This window comes from Arthrobacter sp. 05N428_2 (genome assembly GCF_056397065.1).
In genome coordinates, this window is record NZ_JBFTMR010000003.1 from 119750 (window position 1) to 143328 (window position 23579).

General features: G+C 68.6%; 18 protein-coding genes. 15 read left to right on the plus strand and 3 right to left on the minus strand.

From position 1 onward, the window contains the following. Positions 1–128: 128 nt before the first annotated feature. The 3 genes from AC1DGI_RS03910 to AC1DGI_RS03920 all read right to left on the minus strand — a co-directional run bounded on the left by AC1DGI_RS03910 (position 129) and on the right by AC1DGI_RS03920 (position 4508). Positions 129–1679, minus strand: a complete 1551-nt coding sequence (locus tag AC1DGI_RS03910; RefSeq protein WP_476897843.1) for an ABC transporter substrate-binding protein — start codon at positions 1677–1679, stop codon at positions 129–131. A 171-nt stretch (positions 1680–1850) separates the two neighbouring features. After that, positions 1851–3866: a murein biosynthesis integral membrane protein MurJ gene (gene murJ, locus AC1DGI_RS03915; protein WP_476897844.1), complete on the minus strand. Its 2016-nt coding sequence runs from the start codon at positions 3864–3866 to the stop codon at positions 1851–1853. Between the two features lie 93 nt (positions 3867–3959). Then, positions 3960–4508 carry an NUDIX hydrolase gene (locus AC1DGI_RS03920; protein ID WP_441399989.1) on the minus strand — a complete coding sequence of 183 codons (549 nt, stop codon included), beginning with the start codon at positions 4506–4508 and terminating at the stop codon, positions 3960–3962. A gap of 171 nt (positions 4509–4679) precedes the next feature. On the opposite strand from AC1DGI_RS03920, the gene AC1DGI_RS03925 reads away from it, so the two are divergent. From AC1DGI_RS03925 to AC1DGI_RS03995, 15 genes are all read left to right on the plus strand, one after another. Continuing rightward, complete coding sequence (locus AC1DGI_RS03925; RefSeq protein ID WP_441399991.1) at positions 4680–6152, plus strand: CCA tRNA nucleotidyltransferase; 1473 nt, start codon at positions 4680–4682, stop codon at positions 6150–6152. Beyond that, complete coding sequence (locus tag AC1DGI_RS03930; RefSeq protein WP_476897845.1) at positions 6153–6737, plus strand: histidine phosphatase family protein; 585 nt, start codon at positions 6153–6155, stop codon at positions 6735–6737. 671 nt (positions 6738–7408) lie between these two features. Next, the gene (locus AC1DGI_RS03935; protein ID WP_476897846.1) at positions 7409–7558 is read left to right on the plus strand and encodes a hypothetical protein; all 150 of its coding nucleotides are present in this window, start codon (positions 7409–7411) and stop codon (positions 7556–7558) included. 264 nt (positions 7559–7822) lie between these two features. Further along, the gene (locus AC1DGI_RS03940; RefSeq protein ID WP_476897847.1) at positions 7823–9292 is read left to right on the plus strand and encodes a glycosyltransferase family 87 protein; all 1470 of its coding nucleotides are present in this window, start codon (positions 7823–7825) and stop codon (positions 9290–9292) included. Beyond that, a complete protein-coding gene (locus tag AC1DGI_RS03945) occupies positions 9292–10737 on the plus strand; it encodes a phytoene desaturase family protein (protein WP_476897848.1) in 1446 nt (481 codons plus the stop codon). The genes AC1DGI_RS03940 and AC1DGI_RS03945 overlap by 1 nt, the downstream gene beginning before the upstream one ends. Before the next feature lie 116 nt (positions 10738–10853). Then, complete coding sequence (locus AC1DGI_RS03950; protein ID WP_476897849.1) at positions 10854–12167, plus strand: sensor histidine kinase; 1314 nt, start codon at positions 10854–10856, stop codon at positions 12165–12167. Then, positions 12164–12820, plus strand: a complete 657-nt coding sequence (locus tag AC1DGI_RS03955; RefSeq protein WP_476897850.1) for a response regulator — start codon at positions 12164–12166, stop codon at positions 12818–12820. The genes AC1DGI_RS03950 and AC1DGI_RS03955 overlap by 4 nt, the downstream gene beginning before the upstream one ends. 73 nt (positions 12821–12893) lie before the next feature. Beyond that, positions 12894–14870: a penicillin-binding transpeptidase domain-containing protein gene (locus tag AC1DGI_RS03960; RefSeq protein ID WP_476897851.1), complete on the plus strand. Its 1977-nt coding sequence runs from the start codon at positions 12894–12896 to the stop codon at positions 14868–14870. Positions 14871–14919: 49 nt separating this feature from the next. Then, entirely contained in the window at positions 14920–16602 is a 1683-nt protein-coding gene (locus AC1DGI_RS03965) for an ABC-F family ATP-binding cassette domain-containing protein (RefSeq protein ID WP_476897852.1), read from the plus strand. Positions 16603–16652: 50 nt separating this feature from the next. Beyond that, positions 16653–17840, plus strand: coding sequence for an MFS transporter (locus tag AC1DGI_RS03970; protein WP_441402191.1), 1188 nt, complete (start codon positions 16653–16655; stop codon positions 17838–17840). A 67-nt stretch (positions 17841–17907) separates the two neighbouring features. Next, entirely contained in the window at positions 17908–19410 is a 1503-nt protein-coding gene (locus AC1DGI_RS03975) for a phosphatase PAP2 family protein (protein WP_476897853.1), read from the plus strand. Positions 19411–19535: 125 nt separating this feature from the next. Then, positions 19536–20480 carry an ABC transporter ATP-binding protein gene (locus AC1DGI_RS03980; protein ID WP_476897854.1) on the plus strand — a complete coding sequence of 315 codons (945 nt, stop codon included), beginning with the start codon at positions 19536–19538 and terminating at the stop codon, positions 20478–20480. Positions 20481–20483: 3 nt separating this feature from the next. Continuing rightward, on the plus strand, positions 20484–21377 hold the full coding sequence (locus AC1DGI_RS03985; RefSeq protein WP_441403323.1) for an ABC transporter permease: 894 nt from the start codon (positions 20484–20486) through the stop codon (positions 21375–21377). A gap of 23 nt (positions 21378–21400) precedes the next feature. Further along, entirely contained in the window at positions 21401–22693 is a 1293-nt protein-coding gene (locus AC1DGI_RS03990) for a sensor histidine kinase (protein ID WP_476897855.1), read from the plus strand. Continuing rightward, positions 22690–23412, plus strand: a complete 723-nt coding sequence (locus tag AC1DGI_RS03995) for a response regulator (protein ID WP_476897856.1) — start codon at positions 22690–22692, stop codon at positions 23410–23412. The genes AC1DGI_RS03990 and AC1DGI_RS03995 overlap by 4 nt, the downstream gene beginning before the upstream one ends. The last annotated feature ends 167 nt before the right edge of the window (positions 23413–23579 follow it).

Consider the following 23579-nt stretch of genomic DNA (forward strand, 5'->3'; position numbering starts at 1 on the left):
GCACATGGCACAACTGATACGTGGTGCTGAATATTCCATTTAGGGCGGGCGCCGCCCGGAGTGTGCCCTCACCCGGGTCACAGCTGTGCCCCCGGCCAGCACCCGCGGCTGGGGCTCGTTAGGAAGCCCTACTGGACCTTGATCTCGGCCAACCGGAGGCCGAATCCGTACCGCGTCTTGGGGGCGGCCAGCTTCGGGAGGGTCTTGATGGAGATGATGACGTACTGCGCTGTTACCGGTTCCTGCAGCGGCATGGTGAGCTCCGGAGACGTGAAGCTGTTGTTGCCGACCTGCTTGGCCCCGTCCAGTGACGGCTGGCTGTTGGTGAAGACGCTGATGTTGCCGCCGGCAGCACCGAGCTGGCTCAACGTCACGGAGGTGATCTGGGACGGTGCCTTCAGCTTGACCACCAGTGGAACGCCGTCGGGGGCGAAACCTCCCCAGCTGTCGGTAGCGAATTCCATGTCGGACCAGTAGCTGGCGGCATTGCCGTCGAAAGTCTTCACCAAGTCACCGTCATAGGTCGCGGCGAAATCGAAGTTGCCCAGCCGGGTCACGGATTCGATGGCCGGGGCGACGGCGGCCGGCGCGCTCGGGCTCGGAGTCGAGGACGGCGTGGCGGATTGCGCCTGGGTGCTGGAGGACCCTGTGGTCTTGCCGGCTACCGGCGTGCTGCCCTTGAAAAGGCCGCCAAGGTTGGTGACGGCAAAGATCAGGCCGATGACCAGGACGGCTGCCAGCAGGGCACCAACGAGCCACCGCATGGAGCGGGGTTCGCGCTCTGGTTCGTCGTCCTCGCCGTCGTCCTCGTAGTCGTTGTAGCTGTCAACCGGTGCACCTTGTTTTGCGGACACGGGGAAGTTTCCGGCAGCGCGGTCGGATCCGGCGGCCGCTGCGCGGGATGCCGTCCGCTGATCAGGTACGGCGTCGTCATAATCGTCATCTTCCCAGAGCGAGACCTTGGGCGTGCCGGTAGCCTGCACCGGCTGCGCGGACGTCGCCTGCGGCGCGGCTGTTTGTGAAACAGCCGGGCGCGGAGCCGCCGCCTGCGGCGCGGTTTTTGGTGATTTGGCGGCGCTGGCAGCGGCGGCGCCAGCCGCAGCACCGGCCGCCCCGGCAGCGGCGGCGCCACGTGCGCCGGTCCCCCGGGCGGGAGCCGCGGCCGGCGGTGCCGGAACGCGCTGAGGAGAGGTCGACGGCGTCTGGGGCCGTTGCCCGGCCTGGCGCTGTTGCTCGCCATAGTTGATGTACCCGGCGTCGACTTCCTCGTCGGCGTAGAGGCCGTCATACGTCTCGGGCTCGGTGGAACGCGTCTGTCCGAAGATTTCGCTGCCCAGCGTGTCGGTGAAGAACGGTTCCACGTACGGCGGGTTGGAGCTAACCACCAGGTCAAGCAGGTCGGCGGCGGAGGTGTGGTTTGTGATCAGATAGGTAGCCGCGTCGCTGACGCCGAGGTCGAGGATCTGGACGTGGCCCGGCCGTTCCCCGGTAGCGACCTCGCGGGCACTTTGGGCTACCTGATCGGCGTTGCCGGGACCGGCGACGAGGATACTCACGGGGCGGTTGAGCACCTGGTCCACCCCGTCCAGCACCAGATCCTGGTCATGCGAGGTCAGTACCGTGGCCGTAACCTTGTAGCGGCCGCCAAGTACTGATCCGACATCGATCGGGTGGGACACGGGTTCCTCCTAGACTGTCCGGGAACTGCTGGCAGCACTGACTTCGACAGTCATCGCGGCCTCCCGGTAAAGCCGGTTGACCTCAGGTCTGCAACTCCCCTTGTTAGTCTTCGATCCTAGCCGATGCAGTGTCCGCGCCGTGTGATCCCGGTGACCGGAAGCAGAAGCACTTCATTTTTTCTTCCGCCGGCCGAACGGGAAGTATGGGTTGTGGCCGGCCTGGCCCTGGTAGGTCCGCCGGCCAGGCAGGGGAATCTCGGCCCGTCCCTGGCTGCCCTGGGCGGTGCTCGGCAGCTCTTCTTCGGGGAGGTAGCCGCCGTCGACTCCCCAGTCCGCGGCGTCCTCGCCACGCAGTTCCGGGCCGGCACGGAAGGAAGCGGCGTCGAACTCGCCGGAGATCCTGGGGATCAGACCGGTATCCACCGAAGTGGTAGCGCGTGCCGGGGCCTCAGCAGGAGCGGGCCGCAGTCTGCCCAGCAAGGGCTGCAGCAGATCCCGCAGTTCCGTGACGCGGAGGACCTTCAAGAGGACGAGGTAGACGGCGAGCATTACCGGCCCGACGACGACGATCGTCACCAAGGCCGCCGGTCGGCTGCTCCAGGCGAAGCCATCGGCCTTATAGCTGCCCATGAGCCACAGTGCACCGGCGCCGGCCAACGCCGAGCCGAGCGCCGCGTAGCCCATCCGGATGTATGAGCTGGCCACGCGCGGGCCGTCCAGGTGCCCGAGGAGCCGGCGCAGGAAGGTCGCACTGACCACGACGGAGAGGATGTTCCCGCCGGTGTAGAGCAGGGCGATGGCGAAAATGATCCGGTCGAAGGGCAGGAATTGGATGAAGAAGGCCGCCACGACATTGACGATGGCGAGCACCAGCTGGATGAAGAACGGTGTTCGGGCATCCTCGTTGGCGTAGAAGACCCTGGACATCATGAAGTTGGCGCTCATGAAGGGGGTGCTGAGGGCCAGGATGGTGAGCGTCTGGGCCAGCATGACGCCGTCCTGCCGGTTTTCGCCCGAGAAGAACATGCCCAGCGGGCCCGCGAGGGCGAAGAGCGCCAGGGCCCCGAAAACCGTGGCGACGGCCATGGTGCGCAGGCCGTGCGACAGCGCCCGCCGCAGCTCGGCCCGGTTGCCGTCCTGGGAGGCGCGGGTCATCCGGTTGAACAGGACCGTGGCGAGCGAGAGCGCAATGATGGAGTGCGGGAGCAGGTAGAGCTGGCTGGCGACCTCCAGCACGGCGTTGCCGGGCAGGGTTGCCGCTGCGGCGTGGTCCCCCGCGCGCTCAAGCCGGAGGCGCTCGGCGCCTGGGATCGTGGCGATGCGCATGACGTAGAGGAACGCCAGCTGCCCGACGGCGGCGGTGGCCAGCGTCCACACGCTCAACCTTGCGGCCTGTCCCAGACCCACACCGCGCCAGCCAAAGCGCGGCCGGAGGCCCAGCCGCAGCCGTAGGACGGGGATCAGCAGGATGGCGGTCTGCGCGACCACACCGATCGTCGAGAACCCTGCGACCAGCAAGGTCTGGAAGGGCCCCCAGTTGTCCAGCGTGTGCGGGTTGCTGGCGTTTGCGCCCAGGATCCAGATGAACATGCCCAGTCCGGCGATCGCGACAATATTGTTCAGGATCGGCGCCCACATGGCCGGGCCGAAGGCGCCGTTGGCGTTCAGGACCTGGGTGAGCAGGGCGTACAGGCCGTAGAAGAAAATCTGCGGCAGACACCAGAACGCAAAGGACACGGCCAGCGATTTCTGCTGCGGTGAGTAGCCCTGCGTGGTCAGTTCGATCACCCAGGGGGCCAGAAGCGTGACCAGCAGCGTCAGCGAGAGCAGCACCACAACGGCCAGCGTCAGCAGCCGGCTGATGTAGTCGGCGCCGCGGTCCGGACCCTTGCTGGCCTTGATGATCTGGGGCACCAGGACGGCGTTGAACACCCCGCCGGCCACCAGCAGGAAGATCAGGTTCGGCAGGTTGTTGGCATTGATAAACGTGTCGGTCACGGTGGAACCGAGACCCAGGGCCGCTGCCAACATCCAGGTCTTCCCGAAACCCAGGAAGCGCGAAACCAGGGTTCCGGCAGCCATCACGGCGCTGGAACGTGCCTCGCTGGGTTGGGCCGCCGGGGCGGCGGCGGCCCCGGCGGGGGCTGGCTTTTCTGGGGAGGGCGTGGCGGCAGACATTGTCTTCATCGTCTCACCCGGGCGCGCCTTTGTGCGCAATCCGGGCGCCGGTACGGCGCGGGTCCCGGCCGGACCGGCGTCCCGGCGCCGTAGGCGGCAGACTCAGCGGTGTTCGGGCAGGACTTCCCGGGCGAGGTCCGCGATGCGGCGCTCATTAGGGAAGGAGAGCTTGCGGGCCAGTTCGTGGATGGGGACCCAGGCGACATCCACGGCTTCGTGGTCCGGGTCGTTTTCGATGGTCAGGTCCCCGCCGGTGGACTGCAGGAGATAGTGGTGGACGGTCTTGTGGACCCGGTGTCCGCTGACGGTAAACCAGTAGTCGATGCTGCCCAGCGGCGCCAGGATCTTGCCCTCGATCCCGGTTTCTTCCGCGATTTCACGGACCGCGGCTTCCTCATTGCTTTCCTTGCCTTCCGGATGGCCCTTCGGCAGGCACCATTCGAGGCGGCCGCCCCGGTTGAGGCGGGCAATGATCGCAACCCGCAGCTCGGCGTCGGACGTGTCCACCACGACGCCGCCGGCGGAGATTTCCTCCACGGTCGGCAGCGAACCCTGGCCCGGGTGCTGGGCCGGCGCGACATTGGCACCGATTGCCGAGGGCAACGGTGCGTTTGTCCTCCTGCCGGGAGCGCTCGGTACGGGATGGGCCATAAAGTCCACTCTAACTACAGTTGCCCTGACTTGATGACCTAAACATGACAGGAAAGTGGCCGGCGGAAAACCGGATTGGCGCCCCTGCCGCCAAGGGCCGCGGACCGGCGGGGGATCCCGGACGGTTCCCGGTGTGGCGCTGGCCGGGAATTCTGACAAGCTTAAGAGACTATGGCGCACCCACATCAGCAGACTGACCCCCACACCGTCGACTTCCAGGTAGATCCGGTGGTCCTTGAGCTGGGGCAGCGCTTTGTCGACGCCGGGCATGAACTTTCCCTGGTGGGCGGACCCGTGCGTGACTTGTTCCTGGGCCGGGTTTCGCCGGACCTGGACTTCACCACCGACGCGACGCCCGACCAGACGGTCGCGCTGATCAAGAAGTGGGCGGACACCTACTGGGAGATCGGGCGCGCCTTCGGAACGATCGGCATGCGCAAGGCCGGGTTCCAAATTGAGGTCACCACGTACCGCGCCGAGGCGTACGATCCGGAGTCGCGCAAACCGGTGGTGGCGTTCGGAGCGTCACTCACCGATGACCTGCTGCGGCGGGACTTCACCATCAACGCCATGGCGCTGCGGCTGCCGACGATGGAACTGGTGGACCCCTTTGGCGGGGTCCGGGACCTGCACTCCTCCACGCTGGCCACGCCAGGCTCGCCGGAAGACTCCTTTTCCGATGACCCGCTGCGGATGATGCGCGCCGCCCGCTTCGCGGCCCAGCTGGGCGTGACGGTTCACCCGGACGTTCGGCAGGCGATGGCCAGCATGGCCGAGCGGATCAAGATCATCTCCGCGGAGCGGGTGCGCGACGAGCTGGTCAAGATCATCTGCGCCGACCGGCCCCGCACCGGTGTGGACCTGCTGGTGGAGACCGGCTTGGCGGAGTTCGTGCTGCCCGAAGTCTCGGCCCTGCGTCTCGAGTCCGACGAGCACCACCGCCACAAGGACGTGTACCAGCACTCGCTGCAGGTCCTGGAGCAGGCCGCGGCACTCGAATCCGGTGCCGACGGCCCCGTGCCCGGCCCGGACTTTGTGTTGCGTTTCGCCGCCCTCATGCACGACGTCGGTAAGCCCGCCACGCGCCGCTTCGAGGCCGGCGGCGCGGTGAGCTTCCGTCACCATGACATGGTGGGGTCCAAGCTCACATCGAAACGGATGAAGGCGCTCCGTTTCGATAATGACACCATCAAGGCCGTGGCCCGCCTGGTGGAGCTGCATATGCGCTTCTACGGCTACGGCGAGGCAGGCTGGAGCGATTCAGCCGTCCGCCGCTACGTCACCGACGCCGGGCCGCTCTTGGAGCGCCTGCACCGCTTGACCCGGTCGGATGTGACCACCCGCAACCAGCGCAAGGCCGAGCGGCTCGCCTTCGCCTATGACGACCTTGAAGCGCGCATCGCCGCCCTCCGCGAGCAGGAATCCCTCGACGCCGTCCGTCCCGACCTCGACGGCGGCCGGATCATGGCGCTGCTGGGAATCAAGCCTGGCCCCGTGGTGGGCCGGGCGTACAAATTCCTGCTGGAGGAGCGGATGGAACACGGCCCGCTGGAGTCCGCGGTGGCCGAAGCCAAGCTGCACGAATGGTGGGCGGCGCAGCCCGAGGCTGCCGCCGCCGATTTGTCCCCAACTGAGGAGCCCTAAGTGATTGCACCGTCCAACCCGCCCCGCCCGCAGCTTTGGATCCTGCGCCATGGTGAAACGGAATGGTCCAAGAGTGGGCAGTACACCGGCCTCACCGACCTCCCGCTCACGGTGGAAGGCGAGCAGCAGGCCGTCGAGGCGCGGAAGGTGCTCGACGCCGTCGACTTCGACCTGGTGCTGACCTCGCCCCTGCGCCGCGCACGCCGGACTGCCGAGCTGGCAGGTTTCCCCGACGCCCAGCTGGAACCCCTGGCGGTGGAATGGGATTACGGCGACTACGAAGGCATCAGTTCGGATCTGATCCGCAAGGACAACCCCGACTACTTGATCTGGACCCACGGCGTGCCCAACGGGGAGACACTGGACGACGTCGCCGCCCGCGCGGACAAGATCGTCGCCCGGGTGCTGGAATCCGGACTGGACAATGTGCTTATTGTCGCGCACGGCCACTTCTCTCGAATACTTACCGCACGCTGGCTCGGATTGGACGCGCATGAGGGCCGGCATTTCGTACTTGGGACCGCGAAAGTTTGCACGCTCGGCTGGGATAAAAAGACCCCCGCCGTCGTGCGCTGGGGTCTATAAACTCCCCCGCAAAAAAGTTTCTCCGAGAATTCTTATGATTTAGTGGTCAAGCGCCGCATTTGTGGTGTATTTTTATTCGTGTCCCCAAGAGCGACTTGCCGGGGACGCGGCGCGCGTCGCCCGGCAGTCAGCCGGAGCCACGGCAGAACAGAAAAGGAGGTTGGGAAAATGAATACTTTGACTAGCGGATGGATGTACACCCTCACCGCCACCCCGGCCTCTGTCGCTGCCCCGCGCCCGAAAGTCGGACTGCCCGCCTGCTAGTTCCTCCGCTGTCGGCCTGACGCCGCAGCAGGAACATGGCCGGGCCGCCCTTTGGGACGGCCGGTGCGGAAAGTCGGACCCAGCGGAACCCTCGCGGTTGCGCAGTAGCCCTAAGTGCGCAGCACCCCCATAGTTCGGAACCCAGCTTCTTGTTGGGGCTGCGGCGCCATTGCGTGCAGGGGCCGTTCTTTCGCTTTTGCGAAATCACCTCATTAGAGCCGGACTATTCCACGCCTAATTTCGGGCAGTTTATTTGATTTACAAGGCTCTACTTTGTCATGTCCCATTTCTTTCCACTTCTTCAACCAAGAAAGGCAACCGTGACTATCGCAGCGAGTCCAACCGCAGCGGCCGCCGCCCGGGGGGAACCCGCGGAATCAACGTCCTCACCGAGACCCCAGGAGGAGGTGACCACCATGATTCGACGACTGCAGAACATTCGCATCTTCAATCCCAGGCCAGCGCGCAGGGAAAAGACGCAGTTCAACACCCAACTGCTTGAGCAGCGGCGCGAAGACATCTTCCTCGCCATGCACCGGCTGGGAAACATCCGCTGATGACGTGCCGTCCCGGCCTTAAACCGGCAGGGCCTGTGCCCGTCGAAGGAGGACTTGATGACACTCCGCCAAGCAAATCCGCAAGGGAGCCCGCGCGGCGACGCGTGGGCTCCTCGCTTTAACGACCGACCCCTCCAAGCACCGTCCTGGCGGCTGGGGTCGCCGCCCCCTTCGCAGCCCCGCTTCGCCTTCGGCACTTCCGCAGCCCCGATTCCGCGCCGGTCTTGCCGCAGGAGAGCCCGGCCGCCCCGGTAAGCTCGAGTCATGCAGGAGACAGCGCGGCCGGAGCACCGCAAGCGGACCCGACTCGTAGTCCCCAGCCGGAGCGATCTGCTGCTGCGGAATTTCACTGAGGTCATCGGCGGACCGCTGGGCCGCCGGACGGCCCCCGGCATCGTCTCCCCCGGGCTGTTCACCGTGGAACGCGTGCTTGTCCTGCTCACCGTCCTCGCGGCCCTGCTGGGGATTCTGCTGAAGGGCTACTGCCGCAGCAACGGCTGGGAGTCCCCCGGCCAGTTCTATGCCACCTGCTACTCCGACTTCGCCGAACTATTCAAAAACCGCGGCCTGGGCGATGGGGACTTCCCCTTCGTCACCGCGGGGAGCTTCTTCGAGTACCCCGTGCTGATGGGTTTCATCGCCGGCGCCACGGCTCTTCTGGTGCCCGGCGAGGGAGTCAGCAACTCGCGGATCCTGGCCTACTTCGACGTCAACGCCACCTTGGTTGTCGCCGTCTGGATCGTCGCGGTGCTGGCCACCGCCCGCACCGCACGACGCCGGGCCTGGGACGCCGCGATGGTGGCCGTCGCCCCCGGTATTGTCCTCGCCGGCTTCATCAACTGGGACATGTGGGCCGTCGGGCTGCTGGCCCTGGGCATGTACTTCTTCGCGCGGGACAAACTGCTGCTCGCCGGCCTCTTCATCGGCCTTGGCGCCGCGACAAAGCTCTACCCGGTGCTGATCCTCGGCGCCGTCGTGCTGCTGGCCCTCCGCACCGGCAAGATCCGGGCCTTCCTCGTCACCGCCGGCGCTTCCGCGGTGACCTGGCTGGCCGTGAACCTCCCGGCGGCCGCCGGCGACCCGGCCGGCTGGAAGTATTTCTACCAGTTCACCGAGTCGCGGCCGGCGGGGTACAGCTCCCCCTGGTTCGCATACAACCTGGTGGCCGGAAGGCTCGGCTGGAAACCACTGGACGCGGAAACCATCAACGGCCTGGCCCTGAACGTCTTCCTGGCAGCCTGCGTGCTGATAGCGGTCCTGGCCCTCGCGGCGCCGCGCCGCCCCAGGCTGGCCCAACTGGTGTTCCTGATCGTCGCCGCCTTCATCCTCACCAACAAGGTCTACTCGCCGCAGTTCGTGATCTGGCTGATCCCGCTGCTGGCCTTGGCCCGGCCCAGGTGGCGGGACTTCCTGATCTGGCAGGCCATCGAGGGGCTGCACTGGGCCGCCATCTGGATGTACCTGGGCCAGGTGACCAGCGGCGGTCCGACCCAGCACAATATCGACATGCCCTACTACGTGCTGGCAGTCCTGGCGCACATGCTGGCCACCGGCTACCTCATGGCGCGTGTGGTGTGGGACATCTGCGACCCGGGCTACGACGTCATCCGCCGGCACGGCGAGGACGATCCGCACGGCGGCCCGTTTGACCGTGCCGCCGACTGGCTGCGTCTGGACGTCCTGCGCCCTTCCGCGTCCGTGCTGCCGTGGCGGCGCGCCAATGTTGACGCCTGATGCCCACGCCTGACGTCGCCGTCGTCGGATCGGGCCCCAACGGGTTGGCGGCCGCGGTGACCATGGCGCGGGCGGGGCTGGCAGTGCACCTCTACGAGGCGGCCGACTCGGTGGGCGGCGGTCTCCGGACCGCGGAACTCATCGAGCCCCGGCACTTCCACGACGTGTGCTCCGCGGTGCACCCGATGGCCCTGGCTTCACCGTTCTTCCAGGGCTTCGAGCTGTCCCGACGGGTCCGGTTGGAGGTCCCCGAACTCTCGCACGGGGCACCTCTCGACGGAGGGCGCGCCGCGCTGGGATACCGGTCGCTGGAGCGGACAGTTGAGGCCCTCGGGCGCGACGGCGGCGCTTACCGGCGCCTCATGGCGCCCCTGCTGGACCGTTTGGACGGCGTGGCCGAGGTGGCCCTGGACCAGTTGCTGCGGGTACCGGTGCAGCCGCTGGCGGCCGCGATCTTCGGACTGCGGACCCTCGAACAGGGCACGCGCGCCTGGGGCGTGAGATTCCGGGAAGAGCTGGCTCCCGCGTTGCTTAGCGGGGTCGCCGCGCATGCCGTCGCTCCCCTGCCGACACTGCCCGCGGCCGCCGCCGGACTGCTGCTGGGAGCACTGGGCCACGCCGGCGGCTGGCCGATCCCCATCGGCGGCTCAGCGGCGATCGCCGCGGCGATGGTTGCGGATCTTGAGGCCCACGGCGGGGTGGTGGAGACCGGCGTGCGGATTGGTGCGCTGGCGGAACTGCCCCCGGCCCGGGCCACGCTGCTGGACGTCGCTCCGCCGGCACTGCTCCGGATCGCCGGCAGCCGGCTTCCCCGCCGGTACCGCCGCGCGCTGGAGTCCTTCCGCTTCGGCAACGCCGCCTGCAAGGTCGACTTCATCCTGTCCGGGCCGGTGCCCTGGGCCGCACCGGAACTCGCCGACGCCGGTACCGTCCACGTGGGCGGCACCCGCGCAGAAACCGCCGAGGCGGAGCATCTGGTGGCCGCGGGCCTGCATCCGGAACGGCCCTACGTCCTTGTCTCGCAGCCTTCCCGCTTCGACCCGGACCGCGCCCCCGCCGGCCGGCATATCCTTTGGACTTACTGCCACGTTCCGGCCGGCTCCACGGTGGACATGGGGGGCGCGGTGATGGACCAACTGGAACGCTTCGCGCCGGGCTTCCGGGATCTGGTGGTTGGCTGGCGGGTGACGACTGCAGCCCAGCTGGCGGACTACAACGAGAATTACGTCGGCGGCGACTTCAGCGCGGGAGCGATGGATCTTCGGGGGGTGCTCCGGCGCCCGGTGCTGAGTCCCGTGCCATGGCGGACACCTGTTTCCGGACTGTATCTCTGCTCCTCCTCCACACCGCCGGGGCCGGGAGTGACCGGGATGCCCGGCTTTCACGCGGCCAAACATGCCTTGAAGGACATATTCGGATTGCCGGTCCCGGCGCTAGGTCTTTAGCCGGCCGCCACAAGCTTCGCGGCCGGTGGGCGCACCCATCAACCAAATGGTTGATTGTGGGCGGCCCGCGCCGCTTTCCGGCCGATCGGGGAAGGTCCCGGCGCTAGGCTGAACCCATGGACGGCAGAGACAGCGTAGCGGGGAGCGAGCCCGCCAGCGCCGCCTTGGTCCTGCGGGTCCTGCGGGTCAGCCTGCACGTGGGATTTGCCGTGCTGCTGCTCGTGGCGGTGGTCCGCTTGCTGGCCGCGGGGGTCCACGGCGTGGCCTGGCTCCGCTTGGCCGTTGCCCTGTGCCTCGCGGGCGTCTACCTGGCTGGCACTGTCCTGGAGAAACGCCATTCGGCCCGGCCCGACCGCTTCAACCCCGGCCCCTACGCCGGGTCGTGGCTGGCCGCCGTGTGCCTGCTCTGGCTGCTGCTGGTCTGGGGCAGCGCGGACTTCGTCTGGCTCGCCTTCCCGCTGTTCTTCCTGCAACTGCACGTGCTGCCCCGGGGGCCGGCGTTGGCTGCGATTGCCGCCAGCACGCTTCTGGTGATCACGGCCCTGTGGTTCCACAACGGCGGCCCGGCCGGGAACCCCCCGCAACTGCCGATGATGCTCGGCCCTGCCCTCGGCGCCGGGTTCGCCGTCGTTACGGGGCTGGCATACCGTGCGCTCTACCGCGAGGCGGAGAACCAGCGGCTGGCCGCCGAAGAGCTCCGCAGCACCCGCGCCGAACTGGCCCGCAGCCAGCGCGACGCCGGGACCGCGGCGGAGCGGACCAGGCTGGCCCGGGAAATCCACGACACCCTGGCCCAGGGGTTCTCCAGCATCGTGTTGATGGGACGCTCGGCCGAGCAAGCGCTGGCCGCCGGGGACACGGAGACGGCCCGCAGCCGGCTCCGGACCGTCCAGGAAACCGCAGCCGCCAACCTGGCCGAGGCCCGCAACTTTGTCCGTGGCCTGCAGTCCCCCGAACTGGAGCGGAGCTCGCTGGTGCACAGCCTGCGCAGGCTGTGCACCCAGACCGAAACGGAGGCGGCCGCCCGGGGCGCCGTCCTGCGCTGCCGCCTCGAAATCGACGGAACCCGCGCGGAGCTGCCCATCCCCTACCGGACCACCCTGCTTAGGGCCGCCCAAGCCAGCCTCGCCAACGTGGTGGCCCACGCGAACGCCGGCACCGCAGTCGTGACCCTGTCCTATTTGGGCACCGAGGTGGCGATGGATATCTTCGACGACGGCACCGGCTTCGACCCCTCGGCGGTGCGGGCCCGGACCGACGGATCAGGCTACGGCCTGAGGGCGTTGCGGGACCGGGTTGCGGCCCTGGCCGGGACCCTCGACGTTGAGTCCGCACCGGCGGAAGGGACCGTGGTGGCCATCCGGCTGCCGCTGGAGGACCTCGCGCCGTCGGCAGCCGGCACCGGCGCGGACCGGAAGGACGAGCAGTGAATCAGGTCCGTGTTCTCCTCGTCGATGACCACCCGGTCGTCAGGGCCGGCCTGCGGGCCATGTTAACGGCTTTCGAGGGCATCGAGGTTGCCGAGGAAGCCGCCGATGGTGCCGCCGCGCTGGCCGCCCTGGCGCGGCTGCACACCTTGGGCGAGCCGGTCGACGTCGTCCTGATGGACCTGCAGATGGGCGCCGACATGGATGGGGTCACCGCGACCGCGAGGATCAAGGCGGGTCAGGCCGGTACCCCGGCCCCGCCGGTGCTGATTCTCACCACTTTTGATTCCGACGCGGACATCCTCGCCGCAGTGGAGGCCGGCGCCAGCGGCTACATGCTTAAGGACGCGCCGCCGGAGCAAATCCGCGAGGCAGTCCTGGGTGCCGCTGCCGGGCAGACGGCGCTGGCCCCCGAAGTCGCCGCGCGGCTGCTGGGCCGGATCCGCAACCCCCAGCCGGCCTTGTCCAGCCGGGAGATCCAGCTGCTCGAACTGCTCGCCACCGGCCTGGGAAACCGTGCCATCGCCAGGCAGTTGTTCATTTCCGAGGCGACCGTGAAGACGCATCTGGTGCACATTTACGGAAAGCTCGGCGTGGACAACCGCACGGCCGCGATCGCGGTGGCAACCCAGCGGCGGATCATCCGCCGGGGCTGACGCCGGCGCCTGTCACGGCTGTGGGGCCTGCCGTGACACGGGGTAGTCCGCGGTACAGGGCATAATGACGCGAATGGGGAATATTCAAAAGCTCTCACTTGGCCTGGTTGGCCTCATCCTCGGCGCTTCGCTGGTAGCTTGCGACGACGGCCGGACCGGCGCGCAGGACGCCGCGAAGCGGTTCGCGTCCGCGGTTGCCGCACTCGACGTCGGCGCCGTCCCGTTCGACGGGAAGGACTCCGCCGCCGCCAACGAACAGCTCAAGGCGGTGTTCAAGGGGCTGGACCCGGCGAAGCCCGCCGTGGAAACCGGAGAACTGACGCTGGATGCGGACACCGCGACGGTCCCGCTGAACTACAGCTGGAAGATCGGCGCCGCCGAATGGAAATACACCACCTCCGCGCACTTGAAGAAGTCCGGCGACAAATGGCTGACGGCATGGAATCCGGCCACCCTGGTGCCCGAACTGGCCGAGAACGAAATCCTCGCTACCTCAACTGAGGCTCCGCAGCGGGCCGAGATCCTGGGCTCCGGCGACGCGAAGCTGGTCACCTACCGGCCGGTGGTTCACGTCGGAATCGACAAGCCGCGGCTGGGATCGGCTGACCCTGCCGCCTCCGCCGCCAAGCTTGCGCAGCTGGTGGGCGCCGACCCAGCCGGGTTCACCCAGCAAGTGCAGGCCGCCGGCCCCGAAGCGTTTGTCGCCGCCATCACCCTGCGCCAGGACGGCCGGACCGTCACGGACGAGCAGATCGCGGCGGTTCCCGGCGCTCGGGCCATCGCCGATTCCCTGCCGCTGGCGCCGACCCGCACCTTCGCCCGCGCACTGCTGGGCACGGCGGCTGAGGCCAGCGCCGAACAGATCGAGAAATCCGGGGGTTCGCTCCAGGCCGGTGACATCACGGGCACCGGTGGTCTGCAGCAGCAGTATGACGCCCAGCTGCGCGGCACCGACGGCGTCCAGGTCTTCGCCCAGACGGCGGGCCTCACCGCGGAACAACGCAAGGCCCAGCTCAACGGCGGCCGCCGCGTCCTCTTCCAGGAAGCGATGAAGCCTGGAACCCCGCTGAAGACCACCCTGGACCCGAGACTTCAGCAACTGGCCGAGGACATCCTGGCCAAGGTAGGCCCGGCATCGGCGATCGTCGCCCTCCGGCCCTCCAGCGGGTCGGTCCTGGCCGCCGCGTCCGGGCCGGGCAGCAACGGCTACGACACGGCCATGCTGGGCCAATACGCCCCGGGATCGATCTTCAAGATCGTTGACTCGCTGGCCATGTTCCGCAACGGCATGACCCCGGATTCCAAGGTGGACTGCCCCGCCACCCTCACGGTGGACGGCCGCACCTTCAAAAACGCCGAGGGCTATCCGGCGTCGTCGCTGGGCTCCGTGACGCTGCGGGATGCCTTCGCCCATTCCTGCAACACCGCGTTCATCAATGCCCGGGACCAGGTCAGCCAGGCCCAACAGGAAGCCGCCGCCACTTCCCTGGGCGTCGCCGTGGACGCGCCGGGCCTGGGCGCCGCCGCGTTCCTCGGCTCGGTCCCGGGCGATGCCTCCGGTACCGAGCACGCGGCCTCGATGATCGGCCAGGGCAAGGTACTGATGTCCCCGCTCGCCGCCGCCGTCATGGCCGGCTCGGTGGCCAAGGGGGCGCCGGTTTCGCCGTCGCTGGTGCTCAATCCCAACGCCGCGGCGGCGGGAAGCGCCACCCCGACGGCCGGACCGACCGCGGAACCGTCGTCGTCGGCCCCCGCCCCCGCGAAGTCCGCCGGCACCCCCCTTACGGCCGCGGAAGCGGCACCCCTGGCTGACATGATGCGCGCCGTGGTGACCTCCGGGCACGCCGGCTTCCTCGCCTCGGTGCCCGGCGCGCCCGTGGGCGCCAAAACCGGGACGGCGGAGTTCGGTAAGGAGGATCCGCCCAAGACCCATGCATGGATCGTGGCCGTGCACGGCGACCTCGCGGTGGCCGTTTTTGTCGAGGACGGCGGCCTCGGCGCCACCACGTCCGGGCCGCTGCTCAAGGAGTTCCTCACCGCCGCCGGCTGAGTCAGGCGTTCCGCGGGCCGGCCCGCACCTGCCATGGGAAGATTGCACAGTGGCCCATATTGACGTTTCCGGCATCGACTACTTCCTCTCCGACGGCACCCAGCTGCTCAACGGGGTGACGTTCAAGGTCCCCGACGGCACCAAGACGGCGCTGATCGGACCGAACGGGACGGGCAAGACCACGCTGTTCCGGATCATCTCCGGTGACCTCGTCCCGGACGAAGGCGTCGTCGGCCGCTCCGGCAACATGGGCATTATGCGCCAGTTCGTCGGCCAGGTCCGGGACGAATCGACTGTCCGGGACCTGCTGGTCTCGGCCGCGCCGCCGGCCCTGGCGGCCGCCGCCCGGGCCGTCGACGAGTCGGAGCTGGCCATGATCGAGCACGACGACGAGCCCACCCAGATGGCGTACGCGCAGGCCATCGTGGACTGGGGCGACGCCGGCGGTTACGACGTTGAGACCGTCTGGGACGAGGTGTGCATGGCCGCCCTCGGACTGCCCTTTGACCGCGCGCAGCACCGGCCGGCGTCGAGCCTCTCCGGCGGCGAACAGAAGCGGCTGGTGCTGGAGGCGCTGTTCGCCGGACCCGACCAACTGCTGCTGCTCGACGAGCCGGACAACTACCTGGACGTCCCCGGCAAGCGCTGGCTCGAGGCGAAGCTCAACGAATCCAAGAAGACCGTGCTGTTCATCAGCCATGACCGCGAACTGCTGAACAACGCCGCCGGCCGCATCGTGACCCTGGAGCCGGGCATCAACGGCGCCGGCGCGTGGATCCACGGCGGCGGCTTCGGCTCCTACGTGGACGCCCGCGCGGACCGGAACGCCCGTTTCGAGGAGCTGCGCAAGCGTTGGGACGAGGAGCACGTCAAGCTCAAGGAACTCGTCAACATGTACAAGAACAAGGCCGCGTTCCGTTCCGACATGGCCAACCGGTACCACGCGGCGCAGACCCGGCTGGCGAAGTTCCTCGAGGCCGGGCCGCCCGAGGCGCTGCCGATTGAGCAGAACGTCCAGATGCGGCTGAAGGGCGGCCGCACGGCCAAGCGCGCCATCGTGGCGGAGAAGCTGGAGCTGACCGGGCTGATGAGGCCCTTCTCCACCGAGGTCTGGTTCGGCGACCGGGTGGGCGTCCTCGGCTCCAACGGCTCCGGCAAGAGCCACTTCCTGCGCCTGCTCGCCACCGGCGGGACCGACCCGGAACGGGAGCACCTGCCCGTATCCGACGTCGAGATCGCCGAAGTCCCGCACGAGGGCACCGTGAAACTCGGGGCCCGGATCCGTCCCGGTTTCTTCGCGCAGACGCACGTCCGGCCCGACCTGCTGGGCAAGACCCTGCTGGAGATCCTGCACCGCGGCGACGAGCACCGGTCCGGGCTGGGCCGCGAAGCCGCCGCCGGCGCCCTCGACGGTTACGGCCTGGCTGCGCAGTCGGAACAAAAGTACGAGTCCCTCTCCGGCGGCCAGCAGGCCCGGTTCCAGATCCTGCTGCTGCAGCTCTCCGGCGCGACCCTGCTGCTGCTCGACGAACCGACGGACAACCTGGACCTGCACTCGGCCGAGGCGCTGGAACGGGCCATCGACCACTTCGAGGGCACGGTCCTGGCCGTGACCCACGACCGCTGGTTCGCCCGCACCTTCGACCGCTTCCTGGTCTTCGGCTCCGACGGCAAGGTCTATGAATCGGCCGAACCGGTCTGGGATGAGAAACGCGTCGAGCGGGCCCGTTAATTTGGAGAACATGAAGAACGCGCACAACAAGCAGCGGAAGCAGTGATCCGATGACCGGTACCGCAACGGCCCCCAGGCTGCAGGCCGCCGCCGGGGCGACCTTCCTGATCTTCGGGATCAACGGCCTTGTCTTCGCAAGCTGGGCCGCACGCATCCCGGCGGTCACCGAAATCCTGCACATCACGTCGGGAGAGATGGGAACCCTGCTGCTCTGCGTCGCCGTGGGTTCGCTGATTGCGCTGCCGACGGCGGGCTGGGTAGTGGGCCGGCTGGGGACAGGCAACACCGTCCGCGCGGCCGGCCTGCTGGCAGCGGCCGCCGGTGTGGGAATCGCCTTGTCCCTTAACGGCGGTTCGATCGTCGGAACCGCAGTATCGCTCTTCTTCTTTGGCATTGGCATCGGTCTCTGGGACGTCTCGCAGAACATCGAGGGCGCGGACGTCGAACACCGACTGGGCCGCACCATCATGCCGCAGTTCCACGCCGCGTACAGCGGCGGCGCCTTCGTGGGTGCGCTCATCGGCGCCGGCCTGTCCCGGATCGACGTCGGGCTCCCGGTGCACCTGCTGGTCATCGCCGGCGTCGTCGTCGTGGCTGCGCTGGTGGCGCCCCGCTATTTCCTGCCGCATGTGCCGGAGCCTGCTCCGGCCGACGGCGGGGCCAAGGCGCCGCGGACCGGCTCCGCCTGGCGGGACAGCCGGACGTTGCTGCTCGGCGTCGTCGTCCTGGGCGCCACCCTGACCGAGGGTGCCGGCAACGACTGGATCGCCAAGGCGGCGGTCGACGGGCTGGGTGCCGAGCAGTCCACCGGAGCCCTGCTGTTTGCCGCCTTCGTGCTGGCGATGACCGCCATGCGCTTCTTCGGCGGCCGGGCGATCGATGTGTACGGCCGGGTGGCGGTGCTGCGGGCCAGCATGGCCGCGGCCGCGGCAGGGCTGGTCTTCTTCGTCTTTGCCGGCAACCTGTGGCTCGCCACCGCCGGCGCGGCGCTCTGGGGCGTGGGAGCGGCCCTCGCCTTCCCGATGGGCATGTCCGCCGCAGCCGATGACCCCAAGCACGCCGCGGCGCGGGTGTCCGTCGTGTCGACCCTGGGCTACATCGCATTCCTGGCCGGGCCGCCCCTGCTGGGCTACCTCGGCGACCTGACCGGGATCCGGCTGGCGCTGCTCGCCATCGGGGCGCCCATTCTGGTTGCCCTGCTGCTCGCCGGCGCCGCGAGGCCTGTGCGCGCCCACTGAGCAGCCGAGGGACCCGGCACCCGGGTCACTGCCTTTGCCCGGCGGCGCCCCGCAGTAGGGTGGGGAAATGCGAAGCATGCTGAGAAACGCCCCTGGCCGGCTGGAGAAGCTGGACCGGAAACTGGTCCGCTCCGTCTCCCGGCTGCCCGGCGGGAGCCATGACGACTTCTTCCGGAGGCTCTCCTCGGCCGCCGACCAGGGCAAGCTCTGGCTCGGCATTGCCGCGGTGATGGCCCTCGTCCCAGGCAAGACCAGGCGCGCGGCCCTGCACGGCGTCCTGGCCCAGGGAGCGGCGTCCGCCGTGACCAACCTGGTCTTCAAGTCCCTGCTGCCGCGCGCCCGGCCGCTGCCCGAACACCTGCCCGTCTTCCGCTTCGTCAACCCGCAGCCCACCAGTTCCTCCATGCCCTCGGGGCACTCCGCGTCGGCCGCCGCCTTTGCCGTCGGCGTGGGGCTGGTCCGCCCGGCACTGGGCGTCGCGCTGGCGCCGGTCGCCGCCGGAGTGGCCTATTCCAGGGTCCACACCGGGGCGCACTGGCCCACGGACGTCTTCTTCGGCTCGGCGATCGGGGCCGGCGCGGCCCTGGTGACGCGGAAGTGGTGGCCGGTCCGTCCGCCGTTCCCCGCGGTCCGGCGCACCCCGGTCGAGGCCGCCCCGCTGCCCGGCGGCGAGGGACTCGGCATCGCCGTCAACACGCTGGGCGGGTCCTACTCGGCCGAAACCGCCGACGCCCTGCAAAAAGTATTCCCCCAGGCGCATATAAAGGAGATCGGTCCGGACGATGACGTCGCGGCTGAAATTGCAGCGGTGGCGACCCGGCCCGGCGTCGTCGCGCTCGGCGTCTGGGGCGGAGACGGCACCGTGGGCACCGCCGCGGCGGCCGCCGTCGAGCATTCCCTCCCGCTCCTGGTGTTGCCCGGCGGAACGCTGAACCACTTCGCCCGGGACGCCGGCACCCCCACCTTGCAGGCCGCCGTCGACGCGGCCGACAAGGGGCAGGCGGCGCGTGCGGACCTTGGTCACGTGAAACTCGAACGCGGGCTGCCGGACAGCCCGGAGCAGCTGGAACTGACCATGCTGAACACGGCCAGCATCGGCCTGTATCCCAACCTGGTGCGCCGGCGGGAGCACCTCCAGCCGGCGCTGGGGAAACCGCTGGCCGGGGTCATCGCGATGTTCCGGACCTTCGCCGCGGGCACACCCAGCACCTTGATCGTGGACGGCGTGCGGCACAAGCTTTGGATCCTCTACGTTGGCCGCGGGCGCTACTACCCGCGTGACCATGCGCCCCTGGCCCGGCCGGTACTGGACGACGGCGTGCTGGACCTGCGGATGATCACCGCTGACGAGTCATTTGCCCGCCTGCGCCTGCTGTGGTCCGTGCTGACCGGGACCGTGGCGACCTCGCGGATCACGCACCTGCGCGAAGCCACCCGGATCCGGGTGGAACCGGGGGACTCTTCGATGGTGCTGGCGGTGGACGGCGAAGTCATGCCCGGCGTCCGCGCCGTGGAGTTCTCGGTGCTGCCCGGCGGACTGGTGTACTACACACCGGAGCCGCAGGACTGACCCGCCGTCATCCCCGCGGATTACCCTGATTCGCCCCTGAATCATCCCTGAGAGCGGCGAATTCACCGGCTCCCGCCGGTAGCGTGGTGCGTACACAACCGCACGCAACGCAAAGGAACGCTTCCATGATCGAAGCACGAGGCCTGACCAAGGTGTACGGCGAAAAAGCCGCCGTCACCGGAGTCAATTTCACCGTCGAAGCCGGCCGGGTCACCGGTTTCCTGGGTCCCAACGGCGCCGGCAAGTCCACCACCATGCGCATGATCATGGGCCTGGACCGACCGACGTCGGGCTCCGTCACCGTCAACGGCGTCCCGTTCGACCGGCACCATGCGCCGCTGCGCGACGTGGGCGCCCTGCTGGACGCCAAAGCAGTCCACACCAGCCGCTCGGCCTACAACCACCTGCTGGCCATGGCCGCCACACACAGCATCCCCAAGAAGCGTGTGAACGAAGTCATCGAGATGACCGGCCTGGCCGAGGTGGCCCGGAAAAAGGTGGGCGGATTCTCGCTCGGCATGGGCCAGCGGCTGGGGATCGCCGCGGCGCTGCTCGGCGACCCGCAGACCATCATCCTGGACGAGCCGGTCAACGGACTGGACCCGGAAGGCGTGGTCTGGGTCCGCAACCTGGTGAAGTACCTCGCCTCCGAAGGCCGCACGGTGTTTCTGTCCAGCCACCTGATGAGCGAAATGGCCGTCACCGCGGACCACCTGATCGTGATCGGCCGTGGCCGCATCATCGCCGACGCCCCGATCCAGGACATCATCACGGGCAACGGTCAGGGCCGCACCCGGGTCCGCACCGACCAGCCCGACCACCTGATGCGCCTGCTGGCCGGCGCCGGCGTCTCCGTCGAGGCGCGGGAGAACGAACTTCTCGAAGTCACCGGGCTGGACCCGCGGCAGATCGCCCGCACCGCCCTTGACAACCACGTCATGATCTATGAACTCACCCCGCTCCAGGCCAGCCTAGAGGAGGCCTACATGGAGCTGACCAAGGATGAGGTCGAATACCACTCGCTGATCACCACGGGCGCCCCGGCACCTGTCGAGTCCGGAGGCAACTAAGCCATGAGCTCAACCACTCTCGAATCCACTCCGTCGCGCCGCGGTGCGCACGCCGGCACGGGCAGTGACCGGACCGGCGACGGCCTCAGCAACGGCCCGGGCCCGAGCTTCCTGCGGGTCCTCAACTCCGAATTCATCAAGTTCCGTACCCTGCTGTCCACCCTGATCCTGCTCGGCGCCACAGTCGCCGTCATTGTGGGGGTCGGTGCCCTCGCGGCCTGGGGGATCGGCCAGGCGCTGCAGGCCTCCAACGCGAATCCGCAGCGGTCCGCCGCACTGGCGGCCCAGGGCGACATTGCCGCCTCGGCTCCCAGCGCCGGCATTTCGTTCGCGCAGCTGATCCTTGGATCGCTGGCCGTGCTGATCATCAGCTCCGAGTTCACCACGGGAATGGCACGGTCTACGTTCACCGCCGTCCCGAAGCGGATCCCTGCCTTCGCGGCCAAGCTCCTCGTCGTGGTGGTGTCCGCCTTTCTGGTCACGGCACTGTCGCTCTACCTCGCCGGCCTGGTGGCCGTGCCGATCCTGGACCAGTACGGCCACACCCTCGACGTCTCCAGTGGGCACTACTACCGGACCCTGCTGATCAACAGCGCTTACGTTGCCGCCGTCGCCGCGATCGGGATGGCCCTCGGTGCCCTGATCCGGAACTCCGCCGGCGGCATCATGAGCCTGGTGGGCATCTTCTTTGTGCTGCCGATCGCGCTGCAAATCATCCAGGGCGACTTCGTCAAGGAACTCCGGAAATTCATCCCCGACAACACGCTCGCACCGATGACTGCCGCGGAACACGTTCCGGACACGCTGGAAGCCTGGCAGGCTGCCCTGGTCCTGGGCGCCTGGGTCATCATCCCCCTGCTGCTGGCTGGCATCCTGCTCAAGAAGCGGGACGTCTAGCAGGCAGCGCCTAGGCTCAGAACATGATTGATGCAGGACCCCTCGAGGACGCGCCGGCCGCCCAAGCCGGCGCGTCCTTCGCCGAAATCACGGCCCGACGCCGCGGCCGGCTGCGCCGCTTCCTGTTCCGTCGCCCCCGGGTGACGAACGCCATTGTGGTGCTCGCCTACCTGGTCCTGGTCACGCCGACGGCGGTGGAGTCCGTGCGCGGCGGGACCTGGCCGGTGGTGGTCCTGCTCGTCGGCGCGGCAGCAGCGCTGCTCTTCCGCCGCTCGCACCCGGTCCCGGTGTTGCTGGCCGTCGCTGTCCTGGAACTCTGGGTGTGCTCGCTGCATCCGTGGGGGTCCAACGCCTCGGCCGGACTATGGTTTGCGCTTTACTCGGTCGCCGTGGCCCGCCCCCGGCGCTTCACCCTGATCGCACTGGCCCTTTCGACGGCGCCGCTGGCGGTGCTGTACTTGATGCTGGCGGCCGGACCGTTGGACGGACGCCTGCCTGCCCTGGCGGACAGCGCGCCGGCCAACTTCCAGCTGGTCGCCAGCATCGCCGCCGGGCTTGGCGTCAGCCTCTCCAACGTCATTGCGGCCGGCATCGGCATCTCTGTCCGCCAGCGGCGCGAACACGAGCAGGAGATCACGGCGTGGGCCGCGACGACGGCGCAGCTTGGCTCCGTGAACGAACGCAACCGGATCGCCCGCGAGATGCACGACGTCGTGGCCCATTCGCTCACCGTGATGGTCAGCCTGTCCGACGGCGCCGCCGTCGTCCTCGAAAGGGATCCGGAACGGGCCGCCGCCGTCCTGGGCGAGCTGTCCCGCACGGGCCGGACGGCGATGGCGGACATGCGCCGGGTGCTCGGCGTCCTGCGCGATGACTCCGCCAACGGACCCGCCTCCCGGGAGCCGCTCGTGAGCGCCGACGCCCTGGCCAGGCTGCTGGCGGGATTCCGTACGGCGGGGCTGCCGCTGCACTACTCGCACACCGGACCCGCGCTCCCGGAAGATACCGCGTTCCTGCTGACGGTGTACCGGATTGTGCAGGAGTCCCTGACCAACGTGCTGCGCTACGGCCGGTCCCTGGGCCGTGTGGATGTCAGGATTGCCCGGACGGGCGATACCGTCAGCATCGAGGTGCAGGATGACGGCAAGGGAAGCCTTGAGCCCGCCGCGGTGCCGCTCGGCTCCGGCCAAGGCGTCCCGGGCATGCGGGAACGCACCCGGATCTACGCCGGCGGCGTGGAAGCCGGCCCGGCCGCGAACGGCGGCTGGCTGGTGCGCGCCGTCTTGAGCTGCAATGGAGAGAAGGAGAACCGATGAGTGAATCCGGACCGATCCGCATCCTGCTGGTCGATGACCAGCCCCTGCTCCGGATGGGGTTCCGGCTGATCCTCGAAGGCGAGGATGAGCTGTGCGTTGTCGGCGAGGCCTCCGAGGGCGCCGAGGCTGTACGCCGGGTGGCCGAGCTGCGGCCCGACGTCGTGCTGATGGATGTGCAGATGCCCGTACTCGATGGAATCGAAGCGACGCGGGCCATCTCTTCCAGCGGGTCGGCGGCCCGGATCATCATCCTGACCACCTTCGACCTCGACGAGTACGCCTTCGCCGGGCTGCAGGCCGGGGCCTCCGCGTTCCTGCTCAAGGATGTGGCGCCCGCGGAGCTGGTCAGCGCCGTCCGGGTCGTGGCCCGCGGCGACGCCGTCGTGGCGCCGCGCATCACGCAGCGGCTGCTGGAGACGTACGTGCGCAGCGGCCGGCCGGCCGACGACGGCGCCGCTCCGTCGCCGCCCTCCCCCGGTGCCCGGACGGGCAGGGATCCCCTGCTGGAGGATCTCACCCCGCGCGAGACCGAGATGCTGGAGGCCATTTCCGAGGGCCTGTCCAACGCGGAAATCGCGCACCGGTACTTCCTGTCGGAGGCGACCGTGAAAACCCACGTGCGGCGCATCCTGAACAAGCTGCAGCTCCGGGACCGGGTCCAGGCCGTGGTGTACGCCTACGAAACGGGCCTGGTGGTACCCAGCAACCCGGACTACTGACCCGGCGGGGCGGTTTCCCGTTAGTGGTTTCCGACGCATTTCAGAATTGTCCGTGAGGCAACAGACTGTGCCCTGGGAGCCCTCGCGTTGGAGTTGCGCCCGAAATCTGGAGGCGTAATCTGTGGGATTGCACAGGACGGCGTCCTTAAGTTGCGGTCTAGGGTGAA

What these genes read in the sequence shown, in the direction of transcription:
- AC1DGI_RS03975 (WP_476897853.1), top strand. Translation starts at nt 17,908, where the DNA reads ATGCGAAGCATGCTGAGAAACGCCCCTGGCCGGCTGGAGAAGCTGGAC.
- AC1DGI_RS03990 (WP_476897855.1), top strand. Translation starts at nt 21,401, where the DNA reads ATGATTGATGCAGGACCCCTCGAGGACGCGCCGGCCGCCCAAGCCGGC.
- AC1DGI_RS03980 (WP_476897854.1), top strand. Translation starts at nt 19,536, where the DNA reads ATGATCGAAGCACGAGGCCTGACCAAGGTGTACGGCGAAAAAGCCGCC.
- AC1DGI_RS03970 (WP_441402191.1), top strand. Translation starts at nt 16,653, where the DNA reads ATGACCGGTACCGCAACGGCCCCCAGGCTGCAGGCCGCCGCCGGGGCG.
- AC1DGI_RS03925 (WP_441399991.1), top strand. Translation starts at nt 4,680, where the DNA reads ATGGCGCACCCACATCAGCAGACTGACCCCCACACCGTCGACTTCCAG.
- AC1DGI_RS03945 (WP_476897848.1), top strand. Translation starts at nt 9,292, where the DNA reads ATGCCCACGCCTGACGTCGCCGTCGTCGGATCGGGCCCCAACGGGTTG.
- AC1DGI_RS03940 (WP_476897847.1), top strand. Translation starts at nt 7,823, where the DNA reads ATGCAGGAGACAGCGCGGCCGGAGCACCGCAAGCGGACCCGACTCGTA.
- AC1DGI_RS03985 (WP_441403323.1), top strand. Translation starts at nt 20,484, where the DNA reads ATGAGCTCAACCACTCTCGAATCCACTCCGTCGCGCCGCGGTGCGCAC.
- AC1DGI_RS03960 (WP_476897851.1), top strand. Translation starts at nt 12,894, where the DNA reads ATGGGGAATATTCAAAAGCTCTCACTTGGCCTGGTTGGCCTCATCCTC.
- AC1DGI_RS03950 (WP_476897849.1), top strand. Translation starts at nt 10,854, where the DNA reads ATGGACGGCAGAGACAGCGTAGCGGGGAGCGAGCCCGCCAGCGCCGCC.
- AC1DGI_RS03920 (WP_441399989.1), bottom strand. Translation starts at nt 4,508, where the DNA reads ATGGCCCATCCCGTACCGAGCGCTCCCGGCAGGAGGACAAACGCACCG.
- murJ (WP_476897844.1), bottom strand. Translation starts at nt 3,866, where the DNA reads ATGAAGACAATGTCTGCCGCCACGCCCTCCCCAGAAAAGCCAGCCCCC.
- AC1DGI_RS03995 (WP_476897856.1), top strand. Translation starts at nt 22,690, where the DNA reads ATGAGTGAATCCGGACCGATCCGCATCCTGCTGGTCGATGACCAGCCC.